General features: G+C 63.3%; 22 protein-coding genes and 1 pseudogene. 10 read left to right on the top strand and 13 right to left on the bottom strand.

Annotated elements, in window-relative coordinates; genetic code table 11:
• The coding region (locus tag BMX37_RS13435) for a helix-turn-helix transcriptional regulator (protein ID WP_139198091.1) at positions 1–292 on the bottom strand (292 nt) is incomplete at its 3' end.
• A 319-nt stretch (positions 293–611) separates the two neighbouring features.
• Positions 612–1448, bottom strand: a complete 837-nt coding sequence (locus tag BMX37_RS13440) for a LysR substrate-binding domain-containing protein (protein WP_093666285.1) — start codon at positions 1446–1448, stop codon at positions 612–614.
• Between the two features lie 113 nt (positions 1449–1561).
• On the opposite strand from BMX37_RS13440, the gene BMX37_RS13445 reads away from it, so the two are divergent.
• Together BMX37_RS13445 and BMX37_RS13450 are read left to right on the top strand one after the other, a co-directional pair.
• On the top strand, positions 1562–2380 hold the full coding sequence (locus BMX37_RS13445) for an ABC transporter permease (RefSeq protein ID WP_093666286.1): 819 nt from the start codon (positions 1562–1564) through the stop codon (positions 2378–2380).
• A 2-nt stretch (positions 2381–2382) separates the two neighbouring features.
• Complete coding sequence (locus BMX37_RS13450; protein WP_093666287.1) at positions 2383–3159, top strand: ABC transporter ATP-binding protein; 777 nt, start codon at positions 2383–2385, stop codon at positions 3157–3159.
• Here BMX37_RS13450 and BMX37_RS13455 read toward each other — a convergent pair.
• Positions 3101–3589, bottom strand: a complete 489-nt coding sequence (locus tag BMX37_RS13455; RefSeq protein ID WP_212611446.1) for an SDR family NAD(P)-dependent oxidoreductase — start codon at positions 3587–3589, stop codon at positions 3101–3103. The two genes, BMX37_RS13450 and BMX37_RS13455, sit on opposite strands and share 59 nt — an antisense overlap.
• An 89-nt stretch (positions 3590–3678) precedes the next feature.
• Here BMX37_RS13455 and BMX37_RS13460 point away from each other — a divergent pair, with 89 nt between their 5' ends.
• Positions 3679–4065 (top strand): winged helix-turn-helix transcriptional regulator, encoded by a 387-nt coding sequence (locus tag BMX37_RS13460; RefSeq protein WP_093666289.1) that lies wholly within the window; start codon positions 3679–3681, stop codon positions 4063–4065.
• 192 nt (positions 4066–4257) lie between these two features.
• Here the strand turns inward: BMX37_RS13460 and BMX37_RS13465 are convergent, their stop codons facing one another.
• Positions 4258–4626, bottom strand: coding sequence for an antibiotic biosynthesis monooxygenase family protein (locus tag BMX37_RS13465; protein WP_212611447.1), 369 nt, complete (start codon positions 4624–4626; stop codon positions 4258–4260).
• A 98-nt stretch (positions 4627–4724) separates the two neighbouring features.
• Between BMX37_RS13465 and BMX37_RS13470 the strand changes: the two genes are divergently transcribed.
• Positions 4725–5162 carry a MarR family winged helix-turn-helix transcriptional regulator gene (locus BMX37_RS13470; RefSeq protein WP_212611448.1) on the top strand — a complete coding sequence of 146 codons (438 nt, stop codon included), beginning with the start codon at positions 4725–4727 and terminating at the stop codon, positions 5160–5162.
• A 208-nt stretch (positions 5163–5370) separates the two neighbouring features.
• Positions 5371–5775 carry a VOC family protein gene (locus tag BMX37_RS13475; protein ID WP_093666291.1) on the top strand — a complete coding sequence of 135 codons (405 nt, stop codon included), beginning with the start codon at positions 5371–5373 and terminating at the stop codon, positions 5773–5775.
• Positions 5776–5966: 191 nt separating this feature from the next.
• Here BMX37_RS13475 and BMX37_RS13480 read toward each other — a convergent pair whose 3' ends face one another.
• Positions 5967–6989, bottom strand: coding sequence for an NADP-dependent oxidoreductase (locus BMX37_RS13480; RefSeq protein WP_093666292.1), 1023 nt, complete (start codon positions 6987–6989; stop codon positions 5967–5969).
• 138 nt (positions 6990–7127) lie between these two features.
• Here BMX37_RS13480 and BMX37_RS13485 point away from each other — a divergent pair, with 138 nt between their 5' ends.
• Complete coding sequence (locus BMX37_RS13485) at positions 7128–7682, top strand: TetR/AcrR family transcriptional regulator (protein ID WP_244501584.1); 555 nt, start codon at positions 7128–7130, stop codon at positions 7680–7682.
• A 121-nt stretch (positions 7683–7803) separates the two neighbouring features.
• On the opposite strand, the gene BMX37_RS18545 is transcribed toward BMX37_RS13485, so the two are convergent.
• The 5 genes from BMX37_RS18545 to BMX37_RS13505 form a co-directional block, all read right to left on the bottom strand.
• The gene (locus BMX37_RS18545; RefSeq protein ID WP_139198092.1) at positions 7804–7992 is read right to left on the bottom strand and encodes a hypothetical protein; all 189 of its coding nucleotides are present in this window, start codon (positions 7990–7992) and stop codon (positions 7804–7806) included.
• Positions 7989–8291 (bottom strand): LexA family transcriptional regulator, encoded by a 303-nt coding sequence (locus BMX37_RS13490; RefSeq protein WP_093666294.1) that lies wholly within the window; start codon positions 8289–8291, stop codon positions 7989–7991. The genes BMX37_RS18545 and BMX37_RS13490 overlap by 4 nt, the downstream gene beginning before the upstream one ends.
• 192 nt (positions 8292–8483) lie before the next feature.
• Positions 8484–9095, bottom strand: coding sequence for a hypothetical protein (locus tag BMX37_RS13495; RefSeq protein ID WP_093666295.1), 612 nt, complete (start codon positions 9093–9095; stop codon positions 8484–8486).
• A gap of 209 nt (positions 9096–9304) precedes the next feature.
• Complete coding sequence (locus tag BMX37_RS13500) at positions 9305–9811, bottom strand: Ros/MucR family transcriptional regulator (RefSeq protein WP_425288463.1); 507 nt, start codon at positions 9809–9811, stop codon at positions 9305–9307.
• A 91-nt stretch (positions 9812–9902) separates the two neighbouring features.
• Positions 9903–10274 (bottom strand): response regulator, encoded by a 372-nt coding sequence (locus BMX37_RS13505; RefSeq protein WP_093666297.1) that lies wholly within the window; start codon positions 10272–10274, stop codon positions 9903–9905.
• Positions 10275–10478: 204 nt separating this feature from the next.
• Between BMX37_RS13505 and BMX37_RS13510 the strand changes: the two genes are divergently transcribed.
• Complete coding sequence (locus tag BMX37_RS13510; protein ID WP_093666298.1) at positions 10479–10748, top strand: BLUF domain-containing protein; 270 nt, start codon at positions 10479–10481, stop codon at positions 10746–10748.
• Positions 10749–11006: 258 nt separating this feature from the next.
• Positions 11007–12647: a histidine kinase famiy protein gene (locus tag BMX37_RS13515; RefSeq protein ID WP_093666299.1), complete on the top strand. Its 1641-nt coding sequence runs from the start codon at positions 11007–11009 to the stop codon at positions 12645–12647.
• Between the two features lie 367 nt (positions 12648–13014).
• Here BMX37_RS13515 and BMX37_RS13520 read toward each other — a convergent pair whose 3' ends face one another.
• A complete protein-coding gene (locus BMX37_RS13520) occupies positions 13015–13389 on the bottom strand; it encodes a Rossmann-fold NAD(P)-binding domain-containing protein (RefSeq protein ID WP_244501585.1) in 375 nt (124 codons plus the stop codon).
• Here BMX37_RS13520 and BMX37_RS13525 point away from each other — a divergent pair.
• On the top strand, positions 13370–13693 hold the full coding sequence (locus BMX37_RS13525; RefSeq protein ID WP_244501586.1) for an isochorismatase family protein: 324 nt from the start codon (positions 13370–13372) through the stop codon (positions 13691–13693). The genes BMX37_RS13520 and BMX37_RS13525 overlap by 20 nt on opposite strands.
• An 83-nt stretch (positions 13694–13776) precedes the next feature.
• Positions 13777–14220 (top strand): DoxX family protein, encoded by a 444-nt coding sequence (locus BMX37_RS13530; protein WP_093666301.1) that lies wholly within the window; start codon positions 13777–13779, stop codon positions 14218–14220.
• A 51-nt stretch (positions 14221–14271) separates the two neighbouring features.
• On the opposite strand, the pseudogene BMX37_RS13535 reads toward BMX37_RS13530, so the two are convergent.
• Positions 14272–14547, bottom strand: a pseudogene (locus BMX37_RS13535) (nuclear transport factor 2 family protein); the annotation flags it as partial.
• A gap of 641 nt (positions 14548–15188) precedes the next feature.
• Positions 15189–15605 carry a cupin domain-containing protein gene (locus tag BMX37_RS13540; protein WP_093666303.1) on the bottom strand — a complete coding sequence of 139 codons (417 nt, stop codon included), beginning with the start codon at positions 15603–15605 and terminating at the stop codon, positions 15189–15191.
• Between the last annotated feature and the right edge of the window lie 6 nt (positions 15606–15611).

The following is a 15611-nucleotide window of genomic DNA, read 5'->3' on the forward strand; positions in this document are numbered from 1 at the left end:
CGAAGGTGCCGAGGCTCTGCCAGCCGGTCTGGAAGGCGATGTCGATCACGGGCAGGTCCGTGTCGCGCAGCAGCGCCTTCGCGCGCTCGATCCGGCGGGTCAGCAGGTAGCGGTGCGGCGGCAGGCCGAACGCAGCCTTGAACGAGCGGGCGAAATGCGCCTGCGACACGCCGCTGACGTCGGCCAGCCTCCGCACGGGCCATGGCTCGTGCGAGCCCGCATCGATCCTGTCCTTCGCGCGCAGCAGCCGTCGTAACAGGGCCGGCCAGCGTGCCGCATCACCATTGGCCATGAGAAGAAGCTGCCAACACGGACAGGCCTAGGCAAGCTCTCCACGATGCTGACACCATTCGCTTGCCCGACGACCAGCCTTCTGGCCGCTGCCAAGTCGCCCCAGAAGCGGTAGCTCAGCGTCGCTTTTGGTCCACCCACAAACTGCCATTCGTTAATCAAGCCGGACGACGACTGCGCATGCATGGCTCCGGTGGCTAAGGTGCACCAACTCGGCGGACGGTCTGCAACACATTGCCCTGTACAGCCAAGTGCGATCCTAGCTGTCAGCGGCACCCAAACCGCTGATCGACCAGGTGCCGCCTAGCGCAACGAGCGAGTCACTGCGCATCGACGACCCGCTGATAGATAAGGTCATGGAGCTGGCGAACTGGCGGGCTCAAGCGGTCGCGCCGCCGTAAAATGCACGTCACCTGCGGTAAGCTCGGAAGAGCCTCATCCGGAAAGCTGGGCAAACCTGCAAACAGATCGGTGCGGCAGGTAACGCCGACGCCGCCCAGTACTGCAGCCCGCAAGACCGACAGGCTCGCCGTCTCTACAACCAACTGATACGTCCTGCCGGCCTGCTCCAAGGCGGAAATCGCTGCATCCCTGAAACGGCAGGGACGCTCGAGTACCGCAAGCAGAACTGGATCGCGCTCGGAGAGGCCCGACTGGCCAAACCAGCGCATGGCTTCCGTGCGGATCGCTGCCGGATCGCCTGGTGCTCCCATACCCAGGATCAGGTCCAGACGGTCGCTGTCGAGCAGCTCGTGAAGGTGCGGCGTTCCGCCCACGCGGATCTCCAGTCGAGCTTCGGGATGCAAGGCGGCGAATTGCGCAAGCAGGCCCTGCAGCAGCGTCTCGGCGAAATCCTGGACGAAGCCGATCCGCACCGGGCCGGCGAACATGTCGCCGCTCAACGCCGCCACGATGCGATCGTTGAGCGCCAGCATCTCGCGTGCATGCGCCAGCACCCCCTCGCCCTGCGGCGTCAAAACCAGCCGTCGGCCTTCGCGGACGAACAGCGGCAGCTGCAGCAGTTCCTCCAGCCGCTTGATCTGCAGGCTGACCGCCGGCTGGCTGAGAAATACCCGCTCGGAGGCGCGCAGCATCGAGCCACCATCCACCACGGCCACGAAGCTGCGCAACACGTCGATCGGAAGGTTCAGCGCCATGACGCGGCTTATAAGCGGCACCAATCAGCCAGGTAAGCAAATCTATATTGATCCAGTAGGAGATAAGCTGTCCCTTGTCGTCATCCCCGGCCCCCGCCGGTGGAGGGAGCGACATGGCCAGCATCGATGCCAACCCCGAACAGCGGCGCTCGCCGCGATCGCGACGACGCCCGGCTGCCCGTGCCGGCGCCCGCTGGTTCTCGCCGCTGGTGTTGCTGGCCCTGTGGGAGGCAGGATCGCGGATCGGGCTGATCCCGCCGCGCACGCTCGCCGCACCGTCGGCCGTGCTGGCGACCATGGCCGGCATGATCGCCTCGGGCGAGCTCGGCCACAACGTGCTGGTGTCGCTCGGCCGTGCCGGGCTCGGCCTTGCCGTCGGCGTGCTCGTCGGCGGCGCGCTCGCCATCCTCGCCGGCCTGTCCAGGCGCGGCGAGATCGCGATCGATTCACCGGTGCAAATGCTGCGCACGCTGCCGACGCTGGCGCTCACCCCCTTGTTCATCGTTTGGTTCGGGATTGGTGAGACGCCCAAGATCGTGCTGATCGCCGTGGCAACCACCTTTCCCGTCTACCTCAATCTCTACAACGGCATCCGCGGCGTCGATAGTCGGCTAATCGAAGCCGCGCGCGCCTTTGGCCTGTCGCACGCGGCGATCGTCCGCCACGTCGTGCTGCCCGGCGCGCTGCCGGCGTTGCTGGTGGGGCTGCGCTATGCGCTGTCGATCTCGGTGCTGATCCTGGTCGTCGCCGAACAGATCAACGCCTCGTCGGGGCTTGGTTACCTGATCAACAACGCCCGCGACTTCATGCGCACCGACATCATCGTCGTCTGCCTGATGGTCTATGCCGCGCTCGGCCTGGGCGCGGACGCGGCGGTCCGGCTGGTCGAGCGCCGCTCGCTCGCCTGGCGGCCGACGGTGCTGGCGGCGTGATCATGACCGATCCAATCCCCTTCCCCACCCGCCCGCAGCCCGCCGTCAGCCTGCGCGGCCTCACCCGCCGCTTCGGCACCAACACCGTGATCGACGGCCTCGACCTCGAGATCGGCGATGGCGAGTTCGTCGCCCTCCTCGGCCGCAGCGGTTCGGGCAAGACCACGCTGTTGCGCACCCTGGCGGGGCTGGATACCGCCACGGCCGGCGACGCCATCGTGCCGGCGTCGCGCGCGGTGGTGTTCCAGGACGCGCGGCTGCTGCCGTGGAAGCGGGTGTGGCAGAATGTCGCGCTCGGGCTCGGCGGCCGCGACGCGCGCGCCCGCGCCGACGCGGCGCTGGCGGAGGTGATGCTCGATCACCGCGGCGACGCCTGGCCGCTGACCCTGTCGGGCGGCGAGGCGCAGCGCGCCGCCCTCGCCCGGGCGCTGGTCCGCGCGCCCAGCCTGCTGCTGCTCGACGAGCCGTTCGCCGCGCTCGATGCGCTGACCCGGCTGCAGATGCATGATCTCGTGCTCGGGCTGTGGCGCCGCCACGCCCCGGCGGTGCTGCTGATCACCCACGACATCGACGACGGGCAGTGGGACTATTACCGCTACTACAACACCCATTTCGCCTCGGCGGTCGCCGACCTGGACGCGGACAAGGCAGCATCGATGGCGTCGATCTACAGGCGGGGCGACCCGTCCGTCATGGAGAAGCCAGCGGAGAACGCCAGGGTCACGCGCAGCTGCGTGCATAGGAGCGCAGCGCAGCCTTGGTCGCGGCGTAGGTGCTGAAGGGCGTCACGCCCATGACGTCGGCGATCGAGCCGATCAGCACGACCGATGCGCCATCGCTCAGCACGGGCAGCGCCGCCTGAACGCCGAACAGCGCACTGCGGACGTTGACCGCAAAGTGCCGGTCGAAATGCTCCGCCGATGCCTCCGCGATCGTCGCAGGTTCAGACAATCCGGCGTTCAGCACCAAGGCGTCGATGCGGCCGTGCAGATCACGGGCTTCATCCACGACCCGCTCCAGATCGGCTTGAGAGGCCGCGTCGGCCACCATGCCGTGCGCAGACGAGCCAATGCTTTCGGCCGCCCCTGCGACTTCGTGCTGTCTGCGTCCGGTCAGGATCACGTAAGATCCATCCTCCGCGAGCGCGCGCGCCGTTGCGAAGCCGATCCCCTTCGCGCCGCCGACCACGACTGCGACTTTGCCTGCCATTCGTCCCATTGCCCGTCCTTCATTCGTGACGGCTGTCCAGATATAGGAAGCATATCTGCTATCAAGAACGCACCTGGAGTAGAGTAGATATGGCCAGCGATACCGACCTGGAGGCGCTGTCGTGCAAGGCGATGGTGGATGTGCCGCGCATCCGACCCGTGCTGGACAAGATCGCGGACAAGTGGACGATCATGATCCTGACCGTTCTGTGCCCTCGGCCCGCACGCTTCAACGACATCAAGCGCCGGCTCGACGGCATCACGCACAAGTCGCTCGCCGACGCGTTGAAGCGGCTGGAACGCCACGGACTGGTTATCCGCACCGTGCTTCCCACCAGCCCGATCGGTGTCGAATACACGATCACTTCGCTGGGCCATTCGCTCCGCGAGCCCTTCGAGGCGCTCTGTTCGTGGGCACTGGCTCATGAGCAAGACTTGGCCGCCGCTGCTGTCGATTATGATCAGGCGCGCGGGTGAGGATTGCGCTTGAGCCCGGTCCAAATGTTGAGAATGTCCGGGGCAACGTGGATAGCGGCCCTCAGATGACGGGGATGCCGAATGGGAGCCGCGTCCACGGGATCGCCAGTGGCTGCCGCAAAGCGCCGGCACGAACCCCGAAGGCTTTCGTGCGGGCGCCCACGACGATTTCGCGCAGTATCGTCGGTTGATTCAAGCGACGCAGATGCCCGGCACTGAGACACGCTGGAACAGATGAGGCGCGATCACCGCGCTCGCGGGATAGTCGGCCAGCTTGGCCTGGAACTCTGGATTGCCGAACGCGGCGCGGAACGCTTCAAGCGTCTCCCACACCGCTTGGTTCAGATAAGCCGGGCTGTTGCCCACCGCGCGATGCAGTTGCGTCGAGATGAAGCCCGAACGGCCCTTCATGTAGGCGGCATCCACCGCCCACGCATCGAGAAAGGCTGCTTCGTCCGCCGGATCAAGCCTGAACAGGTTCACCAGCACCACCGGACCATCGACGGTCAGCGTCAACTGCTGCTGGATGGGAAAAGCGGGATCGAGGGGTTGCATCTGCATAATAGCGCTCCTTTGACAATATGCTGTCATACGCCGTCTGGACATTCTTTTGTCAACATGCTGTCATTATCGACATGCCCGACACCTCCCCTGAAGCTATGACCGAGCTGATCCTGCGCATCTTTCGCGCGAATGGCGCGTTACTCGCGGCAGGTGATCGGCTGGTGGGAGAGCTGGACCTGACCAGCGCACGATGGCAGTTGCTGGGCGGTATCTCGGAGCAAGATGGCCCACTCACCGTCTCCCAGTTGGCCCGGAACATGGGGGTCACGCGCCAAGCGGTGCAGCGCATCGCTAACGAGCTGGAGAAAGACGGCGTGGTCGGGTTCAGCGCCAATCCCCATCATCGCCGGGCGCAACTGATCGAACTCACCGAGCGTGGCCGCGACCTCTTCGCACGCGCCATGGATATCCAGCGGCCATGGGCTGAAGCCTTGGGCCGCGCTGTCTCGTCAACCCAGTGCGCCGCTGCGCGCGAAGCGCTCGACACTCTGTTGGCCGCACTTCGCGAGATGGAGGCCACCAGCTCGAGCTAGATCAATGTTTGCGGGCATTATCGACGTGATACGCCGTCTTGTCCTGAACGAAGTGCTAAGACGGCCGGGACCGATAGGAAAGGGACGGCAACCAGGCCGGAATTGATAAGGGGCTGAGTTTCGCATCTTAGCGCAGCCCTGCCGCGGCGATTGATACTCGAGTGGCACCCTGTCCTCACGACAAGTATGAGCAAAAAGGAAACCCAGGATGCACATTCGTGGAGTGCTGACCCGCCGGCTTGTCATGGTCGAGGACTTTGACGACGCAGTTGCCTTGTATGAGACTCTGTTCCGCCAGCCGGTCCGAACGCGCTTTGACTACAGGGAAAAGGGCTTGCGGGTTGCACAAGTGGGTCAGGTGCTTCTTATCGGCGGAAGCGCCGCGTCCCTTGAGCCTTTCCGCGCCACGGCCATGACGTTTCTGGTGAGCGACTTGTCAGGATATGCCGCGTATCTGCCGACAATCGGCGCCACCATCGTTCGCGCGATCCAGAAAGTGCCGAGCGGTCGTAACATGCTCGTGAGGCATTCTGATCAAAGCCTCATCGAATATGTGGAGCATGATAACCCTAACCCGGCAGATGATGTTCTCGGTTTAACTGAGAGCGAGTGAGTGCCTCCATCCTCGTCTCCAACACGTCGTTGATCGGCAGGATGACAATCGCGTGCCGCCCTTGGCCTGGATACACTCGACCATCGGCTGCGCAGTTCTCCCCTTGGTCGCTGATTGTAGAATTCGCACGCTCCTCCGCAGCGCCAAAGCGATCGCCGCGCGATCACGCGCGGTGACGCTTGGAAACACTGTCAGTCGTTCCGGACGATCAGCTTCTTGCCGCTACGCTTGCCCCCGAAGAGTTTGAGTAACGTGGCCGGAAGCTCACTGAAGCCATCCACATATTCTTCGCCGTAGATGACTTCCCCATTCGCCACCAACGGCGTGACCTCGGCGAGGAAATCGGGGAACGTGTCCATCACATACGGTGTGGCGAACGCCTTGATGCTGATGAAGCGGTAGTGGATCAGCGAGATCAGGCGCGGCAGATAGTTGGTACCCTGAGGTGGCTCAGCCTCGCTGTAGTCCGAGATGGTGCCGCAAATCGTCATCTTCGCATGCTGGTTGAAATGCTCCATCAGTACCGGAAAGATCGGCCCTCCGACGTTCTCGAACAACGCGTCCATGCCATCGGGCAGTGCGCGCTCAAGTTGCGCCTCGAACTCGTCGGCCTTGTAGTCGACCGCCTCATCGGCCCCGAGCGTCTTCGTCAGCCATGCGGTCTTCTCAGGGCCGCCAGCGATGCCGACGACGCGCAGGCCGCGACGCTTGGCAAGCTGCACCACCATCGAGCCGACCGATCCTGCCGCTCCGGTGACGACGAGCGTGCCACCCGGCTTGAAATCGTGAACGCGGGTGAGGCCGTACCAGGCGGTAAAGCCCGTCAGTCCAAGTGGGCCGAGGGCCGTTGATAGCGGCGCGGCATTCGGGTCGAGCTTTCGCAGATCGGACCCGTCCGAGACGGCGAAATCCTGCCACCCCGTCCATGTCTGAACATGGTCACCGACCCCGAACTTGGGGTTTTTACTTCCCTCTACAACGGCGATGGTGGGGCCACCCATGGGCTCCCCGATGGCGATCGTCGGCCACTCGGACGAGCCGTTGCCCATCAGGTTGCGTTGGTAAGGATCGATCGAGAACAGGGTGTTCCGGACCAGAACCTGGCCGTCCCCCAGCGCAGGCACTTCGCTTTCTACGAGAGAGAAGTCGTTGAGCCTCGCTGGACCATTCGGGCGCGCGGCGAGCGTGAACTGACGGTTCCTTGGTTGCTGCATCGGGCATTCCCTGTAATGATCGTTACGTAACATTCGTTATGCTCACTGGACGTAAGCCGTCAAGCGGTTTAGTAACGATCATTACGCAAGCAGGAGCAAGGAATGCCGCGCCCGCGCAGGATCGATCGAGAGGAGGCTTTGGAAGCCGCGCTCGGCATGTTCTGGCGCAAGGGATACGAGGGTACATCCTACGCCGATCTGGTAGCGGCGACGGGTGCGGAGCGCCCCGCGCTGTATGCTGCCTTCGGAAACAAGGAGGCGCTGTTTCTGAAGGCGCTCGACCGCTACGGCAGCCATTACGGCGCATATGTCTGGGAAGCACTGAAGCAGCCGACTGCGCGCCAGGTCGCGCAAAGCATCTTCACGGGCGCCATCGATCTCGCAACCCGGTTCCCTGACCGTACGGGCTGTCTCGGCCTCAATGGCGGGCTGGCGGGAACGGACGAGTCCGCGAGCGTGCGTCAGGCACTGATCGATTGGCGGGCATCGGGCGAGGATGCGCTTCGCACCCGACTGGAACGCGCAAAAGAAGAAGCCGACCTTCCTTCAGACGCCGATTGCGCCGCTTTGTCGGCCTTCGTCCTTGCCGTCGCCCACGGCATGGCCATCCAAGCCAAGGCAGGCTTTTCGCAGCAGACGCTGACGGCGGTCGCGCAGCAGGCGCTTGCGGGCTGGCCGACACGCGCCGAATAGCAGCCTTTGCCTGTAGCCCGATCTTCCAAACGGCCTGCGCAGGGATCGATCAACGAGGACGCTATTGTCTCTCCTGCGAGACGGCGCGTCTAGATCTCGTATCTTCTGCTGTACCGACGGGTCACTTACCTACCGACCTGTCGAGCCGTGGGCGGTTTCGCCGCTCCTCGACACCGGGGGCAAGGACGATCGGCTTACGAATCTTACGCTTCTTCGCAGACTTGGTCGGCGCCTGGCGCGGACGTGGGCGGCCGAGGACCAGGTGCTCGAAACGCTGGCGTTCACGCTCAGCGCTGGTGTTGACGGTCATGCTGCTTCCCCGGGGCTATCCGGGTCAGGCAGGTAGCGGAGCGTGGGCAGGCGCGGCAGCTGGACGTGCGGATAGGGGGTGGGCGCAGGCGGCGGATGATCGTTGAAGTTCCAGCCTAGCCGATTGAGGACCTCGCTCAGCACCTCGCGCGATGCCGCCACATCGCGGACGACGAGGCGCCGCTGCGCGCCTGGCCTGCGTTCCAGCCGTCCCTCCGCCACCAGCTGGCCGATCAGCTGGTGGACCCTGCCCTTGCTGACATCGAGGGCGCCAGCGATCTCCTCGAGCGTGGGGCTCACCCCATCTCGTGCGATTCGCTCTATGATGCACGCCAACACCAGATCCCGCCGTCGCGGTTCCGGTGGTGGCCGAAATGGCGCGACCATCGACCCCCGGTCTACATGCCCCATCCGGCCATCCGGAACATAGCGTGAAGAAGCGGATGTAGGAAAGCGAGAGGTCCTCCGCTCCCCATCGACGACCGGAACCCGCTAATTGTCCTGGCGGATCGTGCCGGCGCGCGGAAGCCATCCCTTCGGCGGTGGCGAGTCCCAGACCCATCTCCGCGCATCTTGCGGCAGCACCTGCGGCGCCAGCCAGCCGCCCTGCTCCAAACGATAGCGGATTACCGCCATAGGTTCCTGCAGACCACTTGCGGCGGGGCGCTGCGCGTTCCCTGCCCTCTCCCACAGCTCACGGATCGGCTCCGGATCGCGGATGTACCGATGCACGACGAGGAGCGCGAAGCGCAGATCAAGCGTCGCCACCTCGCGGCCCGGTGATCGCGCGACGATATCCTGCAGAACGCCCACAGCAGCTCCGATCAGCTGTTCGTCATATTTGCCGATGCGTCGCTTCAGGTTCGGCTGCCGACGCGCGTAGGGCACCACCAAAGCCTTCAGCCGGCGCGAACCGCAACCGAAGCGGCTACAGGTCATGTAGCGGGTAATCTCGGACCAGGTCGTGTTCCCGCCGATCAGGCGCAGGTGCCGCGTCAGCGCCTCCACAGTCCAGTCGTCCTCGTAACGGCAGTCCCGGCAGACGATCCGCACGTCCGCCTCGATCTTCGTCAGGTCTGAGAGGTGCTTGGGATCGCCGACCATCCGGGCGACCTAGCGAGAACAAAACGTGATTCGCCACAGCTTTGCGGCGAACCATGGCGGATACCCTGTCCGCCTTGTTCGCCGAACACGACAGAATTCGGTGGGGTCTAACCAGCTGATCTTCCGACGATACCCCGCCGATACCCCTTCACATGCAGTGATGACGCCGGCTGGCAGGGGCAGCCCCTGCCCCTGCCAGCCTAACCGGGTCAAGCCTTCGTTCCGGGTGCCTTGCGACGGCGCGCGGCCGGCGCAGAACCCTCTGTCGCTTCGTCACCGCTGCTGGGGCCCGGCTTGCGGCCCAGGCCGATCTTCTTCGCCATGGCACGGCGGCTTTCCGAATAATTTTTGGCGACCATCGGATAATCCGGCTTCAGGCCATAGCGGTCGCGGTATTCGGCCGGCGTCAGGCCGTTGGTCGCCAGATGGCGGCGCAGCGTCTTGTACGGCTTGCCGTCGATCATCGAGATGATGTGATCCTTGGACGCCAGCGACTTGCGGGCGGTGACGGCCGGGACGTACTCGGCCGGCTCTTCGGTCGGCTGCTCCGTCGATCCGCCGCTGCCAAGCAGTGCCGACACGGTGTCGTGCACCTTGCCGAGAAACGCCGGAACCTCCTCGGCGGAAATCCGAGTGTTAGGGTTGCCCAGCCACGCAATGGTCAGCTCGGTCGCCAGTTCGACCGCATTGAGGTCAGGGCTCTCAGTCATTGTCATGCACTCCTTCAAATCAAGACATTCGCGAACGCGGTCTCGCCGGCATCAGCCACTACCAACCCAACTCAGCATTTAGCACGGCGGTGAACTGTCAAATTCTTCCAATTAATGCCGCAACAGCCAGAGAGAAGTCCTTGACCTTAACTGGCTTACAAAGAAATTTGCTCGCCCCTGCTGCCAAGCAGGCATCTTCGACGCCACGCTCGGTTGACGCTGTAATGGCCAGGATTGGCGTTTCCGCCGTTTGAGGATGACGGCGCAGGTGTGCGATCACGTCCCGTCCGTCGATATCGGGTAGCAGGACGTCAACGATGATCAAATCCGGTTCCGTGGCAGCAGCCATGGCAAGGCCCTCTCGCCCTCTCAGGGCAGTGGCCGACAGGATCCCTTCGCCTTTGAGCAATTCGACAAACAGCCGGGCATGAAGCGGCTGGTCTTCAACAATCAATGCCAACGCGGCCATCCACCCTCCAGGATTGATCGCAACCTGCAGGCTGCACTCACGCAACTGATCTACGAGAGCGCGGTAGAAGCGCTTCGACAACGCTTGTTAGCTGGCGAAGCGAAATATCTTGAGCGTTCGTAACATATGTTGCCCTAGCAACGCTTGGCTGTGTGGGCCAGCCTAGGCGCTCGATAATGTCCGGCGCGCTCCCGAGGTGGAATAATGCTGCAAATCGCCTATACCAGCCGCGCTGCCGGCTCCTTCGGCGAAGCGGACTACAATTCGCTGATCGGACAGGCGCGGAGCAACAATGAGCGCGATGGGCTCACGGGTCTGATCCTGTTCGATGGATCGCGGTTCCTCCAGGCAATTGAAGGGCCGAAGGCTTCCACAAGTCACTGTATGGCTCGCATAGCGTCTGACGGCAGACATCATGATATCGACATTGTGAAGCAGGGCGATATCCGTGATCGCGACTTCGCCAACTTCTGAATGGCGAGCCGCATTCCACAGCCCAGCAATCCTGATGCTTTCGTAGAGGAGGTGAAAGCGCTCGTCGGCGAGGTCCGGTGTCATCACATCCAGGCGCTCTTTATCGGTTTTGCTGTCCTAGGCCGTGATTGATCGCCTTGGGCCTAGTGCGCATGGAACCCACTCCGGTCGCGGCAGGAACAAATCACCGCGCATCGACATTGATCGGGCTTACGGCCGGCGCAGGAGCGTGCCGTTCTCTCGCGCTAGGAATCCCGATTGACTGACGAAACCTCCGAAACACCGCCCGGTGGGCCGCCGCCGCATCTCGCCGGGTTGGCGAACCACGACATGGGCGATGATCAGAACACGATCTTCTTCGCCGCGGTGAAGACCACGCGGATGCCGATGATCGTGACGGACCCGAACAGGCACGACAATCCCATTGTGTTCGCCAATCCGGCTTTCCTCAACATGACCGGCTATGGCTGGGACGAGCTCATCGGACATAACTGCCGGCTCCTCCAAGGGCCAGAGACCGACCGAGAAACGATAGCAGAGGTTCGTCGGGCGATCGAGCAGCGGCAGGAAACTTCGGTCGAGGTGCTCAATTACAAGAAGAACGGCGCCGCATTTTGGAACGCGCTCTTCATCTCGCCCGTCTTCGACGCCGATGGAAAGTTGATCTACTTCTTTGCATCACAGCTTGATGTGACCCGCCGGCGCGACGCCGAGGACGCCCTGCGGCAGGCACAGAAGATGGAAGCGGTGGGCCAGCTGACCGGTGGCGTCGCGCACGACTTCAACAATCTCCTGACCGTTATCCAGGGTTTCGGCGACATCCTCCGCAATCAGCTCGCCGGAGACGGCGCCTTCGACAAAAAGCGCGCGACGCGGTCGATCGATGCGGTAATGCAGGCGGCCGAGCGCGGCGCGACCCTCACGCAGCAACTCCTCGCTTTCTCCCGCAAGCAGAAACTGCAAGGGCGTGTGGTCAACTTGGTCGAGTTGCTCGACCAGCTTCGGCCGCTGATCGAACGGACAGCCGGGGGTTCGGTCACTATCGACATTCGCCATCCCGGCAGGACGTGCAACGCCAGGATCGATCCGACACAGGCCGAGCTCGCCATCATCAACATCCTCATAAACGCGCGCGATGCGATGCCGCGGGGTGGCAAGATCACCATCGAGACGGCATCCCGCACGATAGAAGCCGGCGACAAGGGTTTTGGCGAGTTGAACCCCGGCAACTACGTGATGCTCACCATCACGGATGAAGGAACCGGCATGTCGCCGGAGATCCTCAGCCGGGTAACAGAGCCATTCTTCACCACCAAGGAGCAGGGCAAGGGCACAGGCCTTGGCCTGTCGATGGTCTACGGTTTCATGAAGCAGTCGGGTGGCCTGCTCCGACTGTACTCCGAAGAGGGTTTTGGCACGACCGTCCGGATGCTGTTCCCGTGCGAGGATGCCAAGGCCGACGCGCCTGCTCGCCAGCCGTCGCGTACGCTTGATGACAAGCGCGGCACCGAGACCATCCTGGTCGTCGAGGACCAAGTGGACGTGGGCGACTATGCCGAGATGGTCCTGACAGACTTTGGCTATACCGTGATGCGAGCCGAGAATGCCGACGCAGCGCTGGAACTATTGGACGGCGATAAGTCGATCGACCTCCTGTTCAGCGATCTCATCATGCCCGGCGGCATGAACGGCGTGATGCTGGCACGGGAAGTGAAGCGCCGCCGTCCTCGTATCCGTGTCTTGCTGACCACCGGCTATGCCGAGTCATCGATCGAGCGCATCGACGCACGCGGCGCGGAGTTCGAGCTCATCCAGAAGCCCTACAAGCGTACCGACCTCGTGATCAAAGTCCGGCAGGTGATCGAAGGGCCGACCGGCGTGGGAACGCATGGTGCGTAGGTACAAGGACGCCGAGAGGTCATTGATGAGCGCCGTTGCTGACCATGGCGGAGACGTCCTCCGTCATGGTTCACGGAACTGGCGGAAATGCGTGGCTCTACCGTGTTGAAGGCGGCTGAATACCCCAACGGCACCCCATCGTCGACCAGGTGGAATTAGGGGCCGGTCCGCATCCTTGGGTGGTGAGCGGCACGACCGCTTTGAGGCGCTACCGCCGTCAGGGCATCCGCACGAAGCCCTGAAAACAGCCAAGTTGGCCTGAACCAACGTCCGCTCTCCCAGCCCGCTCAACCCTGCACGAACGGCCGACTTTGGGTCCACCTGTCGCCGGGCGACCCCAGCGGCAGGTGGACGGGTTTACGGAAGATCAGGCGCCGGCGAGCCGAGCCGCGGCCTCGCGATAGCTGTGAAGCGGACGGCCGAGCAGCGCAGTCAGGCGCTCGACGTCGCGGGCCTCGGGGATCATGCCGTCGCTGACGTAGCGCTCGGCCATCAGCCGCATCTCATAGGCGGTCCACTTGGGCATGAACGTCGCCATGTTGGCCTCGAAGCCGCTGGGATCGTCGCCGCCATAGACGATCGGACGACCGAGCACGTCCGACCAGATCGCCGCCACCGCCTCGCCGGTCAACGTGTCCGGCCCGACGACGTTGATCGTCTCGATCGGCAGCATGGTCTCGGCGGCGTCGCGGCGGATCAGCTCGATCGCGGCGACCTCTGCGATGTCACGAGCATCGACCATCGCCACGCCCTTGCCGCCGATCGGCATCGGATACCCGGCCTATTCCGCAATCGATGAGGGCTATGCGTCCTACGTCGTCGTGGACGCATCGGGTGCCTTCAGCCAGACGCAGCGAGAGGCGGGAATCGCCCGGATGACGCAGAAGGGCGTCATTCTGACAGATTACCTCTCGATCATGGTCGAGATCATGCGGACCAACGCCGATCCCAAGGCGCTTGACGTCTACAAGGCGCTGGACGTCGACTTCTCGGTCCTCATCGAACAGATCAGCGCCGCTGACGCCGAGAAGGCCAAGAAGTCCTAACCTATGCTTCAAGGGTCCGGGGAGCGGCCGCATTGTTGCGCCAATCTCCGGTCCTGCCTTCAGCCAGATGGGAAGGGTGATTGATGCGGGAGCAACAAGGCAACGATCCCCGCTGGGTCGATGTTCTACTCGACTGGCGATGGACGTGGACGATCGCGCGCCTGCTGGTCGTCGGCCTCTATTTGATCAGCGGCATTCTGAAATTGGTTCAGTTCCCGTCGGCGGTCCAGGAGCAGGCAGCGGTCGGCCTGCATCCACCTGCCCTTTGGGCGGCCCTGACGATCCTGGTGGAGATCGGCGCGCCGCTGCTCATCCTCTCTGGACGCTTCATATGGCTCGGCGCCGGAGCCCTGGGCGTCTTCACAGGCCTAGCGGCGTTCATCGCCCATCACTTCTGGACGCTTCATGGCGTCGCGCGGTTCAACGACATGAACGACTTCATGGAGCATTTCTCCATCATCGGTGGCTACATGATGACTGCCCTCGTCGCGGAACATATCGAGCGTACGAAGCGCGCGAGACAATGAAGTCGCGCCGGCTGTCACACCGGCAACGAGGGCGTAGCCCGGCGCCAACGCTTAGCTGCTGGAGGGCTTGTCACCCTTCTGAGTCGTTTCAGGAATGGCAGTGGATTGCACCGCGATGAGCAGCCAGCCGCCCCCGCTCTTTGCCCACACGGATAGCGCCGTGGAGTGCACGGGATGAACGTCGCCGTTGAAAACCACCGTCATATCGAGCTGATTGCTGACGAGCGCCGCATCACCGAGTTCGGTGATCGTCTCGTCCGAGCGGCGGACCTCGCGGTACACCCAGACCTTGTTGGCCAGATCGGACAGGTACTGGTCCCGATTTTGAACCGTTCCACTCTAATGGATGTATCGCAGGTCTTTGTGTAGCAACGGCGCAAGGGCGTCTGCGTCACCTGAGAGGACGGCAGCGTAGCGACGGTTCTCGTATTCCCGTATTTTGTCGTTCACAGGTGTTACCCCTCTACTTAATACGCCCTCATCTATGGCGTTGCATGGTATAACGCGGACAGTAGGGGATGGCCCTTCCGATTTCAGCAAGGCCCCTTGTCATACAAGGTTTTCGCCGGTTCAAACTCTCTACCTGACCTGCGACAAACTTGAACGCTGCCAACCAGGCGAGCCGCAACGCGCGCCCGGCCATCCTCGATACTCACAAGACGGTTCGAATGGGCAGGATAGCGGCTTCGTTGTTCCACTTCGCGAGGTCAGCACGGATTGCATCGGCATCATAATCACTGATTGCCAGCAAGGCCGCGCGACCGATCCGGCGGGGCCGATTAGGGCGTCGCTCGCCTTGGCGTCTGCCGCTGTCGCCGCTCGTCGGGACGTCGTGCGCTTGTCCGCGGACATGGCCGACCCGTTCCACATGCGAAAACACACGACCGCGTCGCCTTGCGACAAAACGGGTGTGTGGACGGGTGTCCGTCCCGCACTGAGCGCGCGGGACGGGCACCGGTCGCCGAGCGTCAGCCGCCGACGATCTCCTTGGCCTTTTTCGCGGCGCGGCTGATGAAGCCTTCCTCAGCCTCCTCGGCCTCTTCCTTGGTCTTGTGCGCGACGCCGGCAGGTTCGGCCGGCGGGGCATAGACGGAGAACAGCTTCAACGGGGTCGTGCCCTTGTTGACGATGTTGTGCTCCGCGCCCTTCGGGATCACGATCAGGTGGTTGCCGCTCACCTTGGTCGAGTGACCGTCGACGATCGCCTGCCCCTCGCCCTCGACGAAGAAGGTCGACTGGTCGGCGCGGTGGCTCTCCATGCCGATTTCCTCGCCCGGCTTCAGGCTCATCAGGACGATCTGGATCTGCTTGTCCAGATACACTTCCTTTTGGAAGAAGTCATTGCCGCTCGCCAGCTTCACCATGTCCTTGTTGAAGATCGCCATTGCTTG

The organism is Sphingomonas gellani (assembly GCF_900110035.1).
GTDB classification, from domain to species: Bacteria; Pseudomonadota; Alphaproteobacteria; order Sphingomonadales; family Sphingomonadaceae; genus Sphingomonas; species Sphingomonas gellani.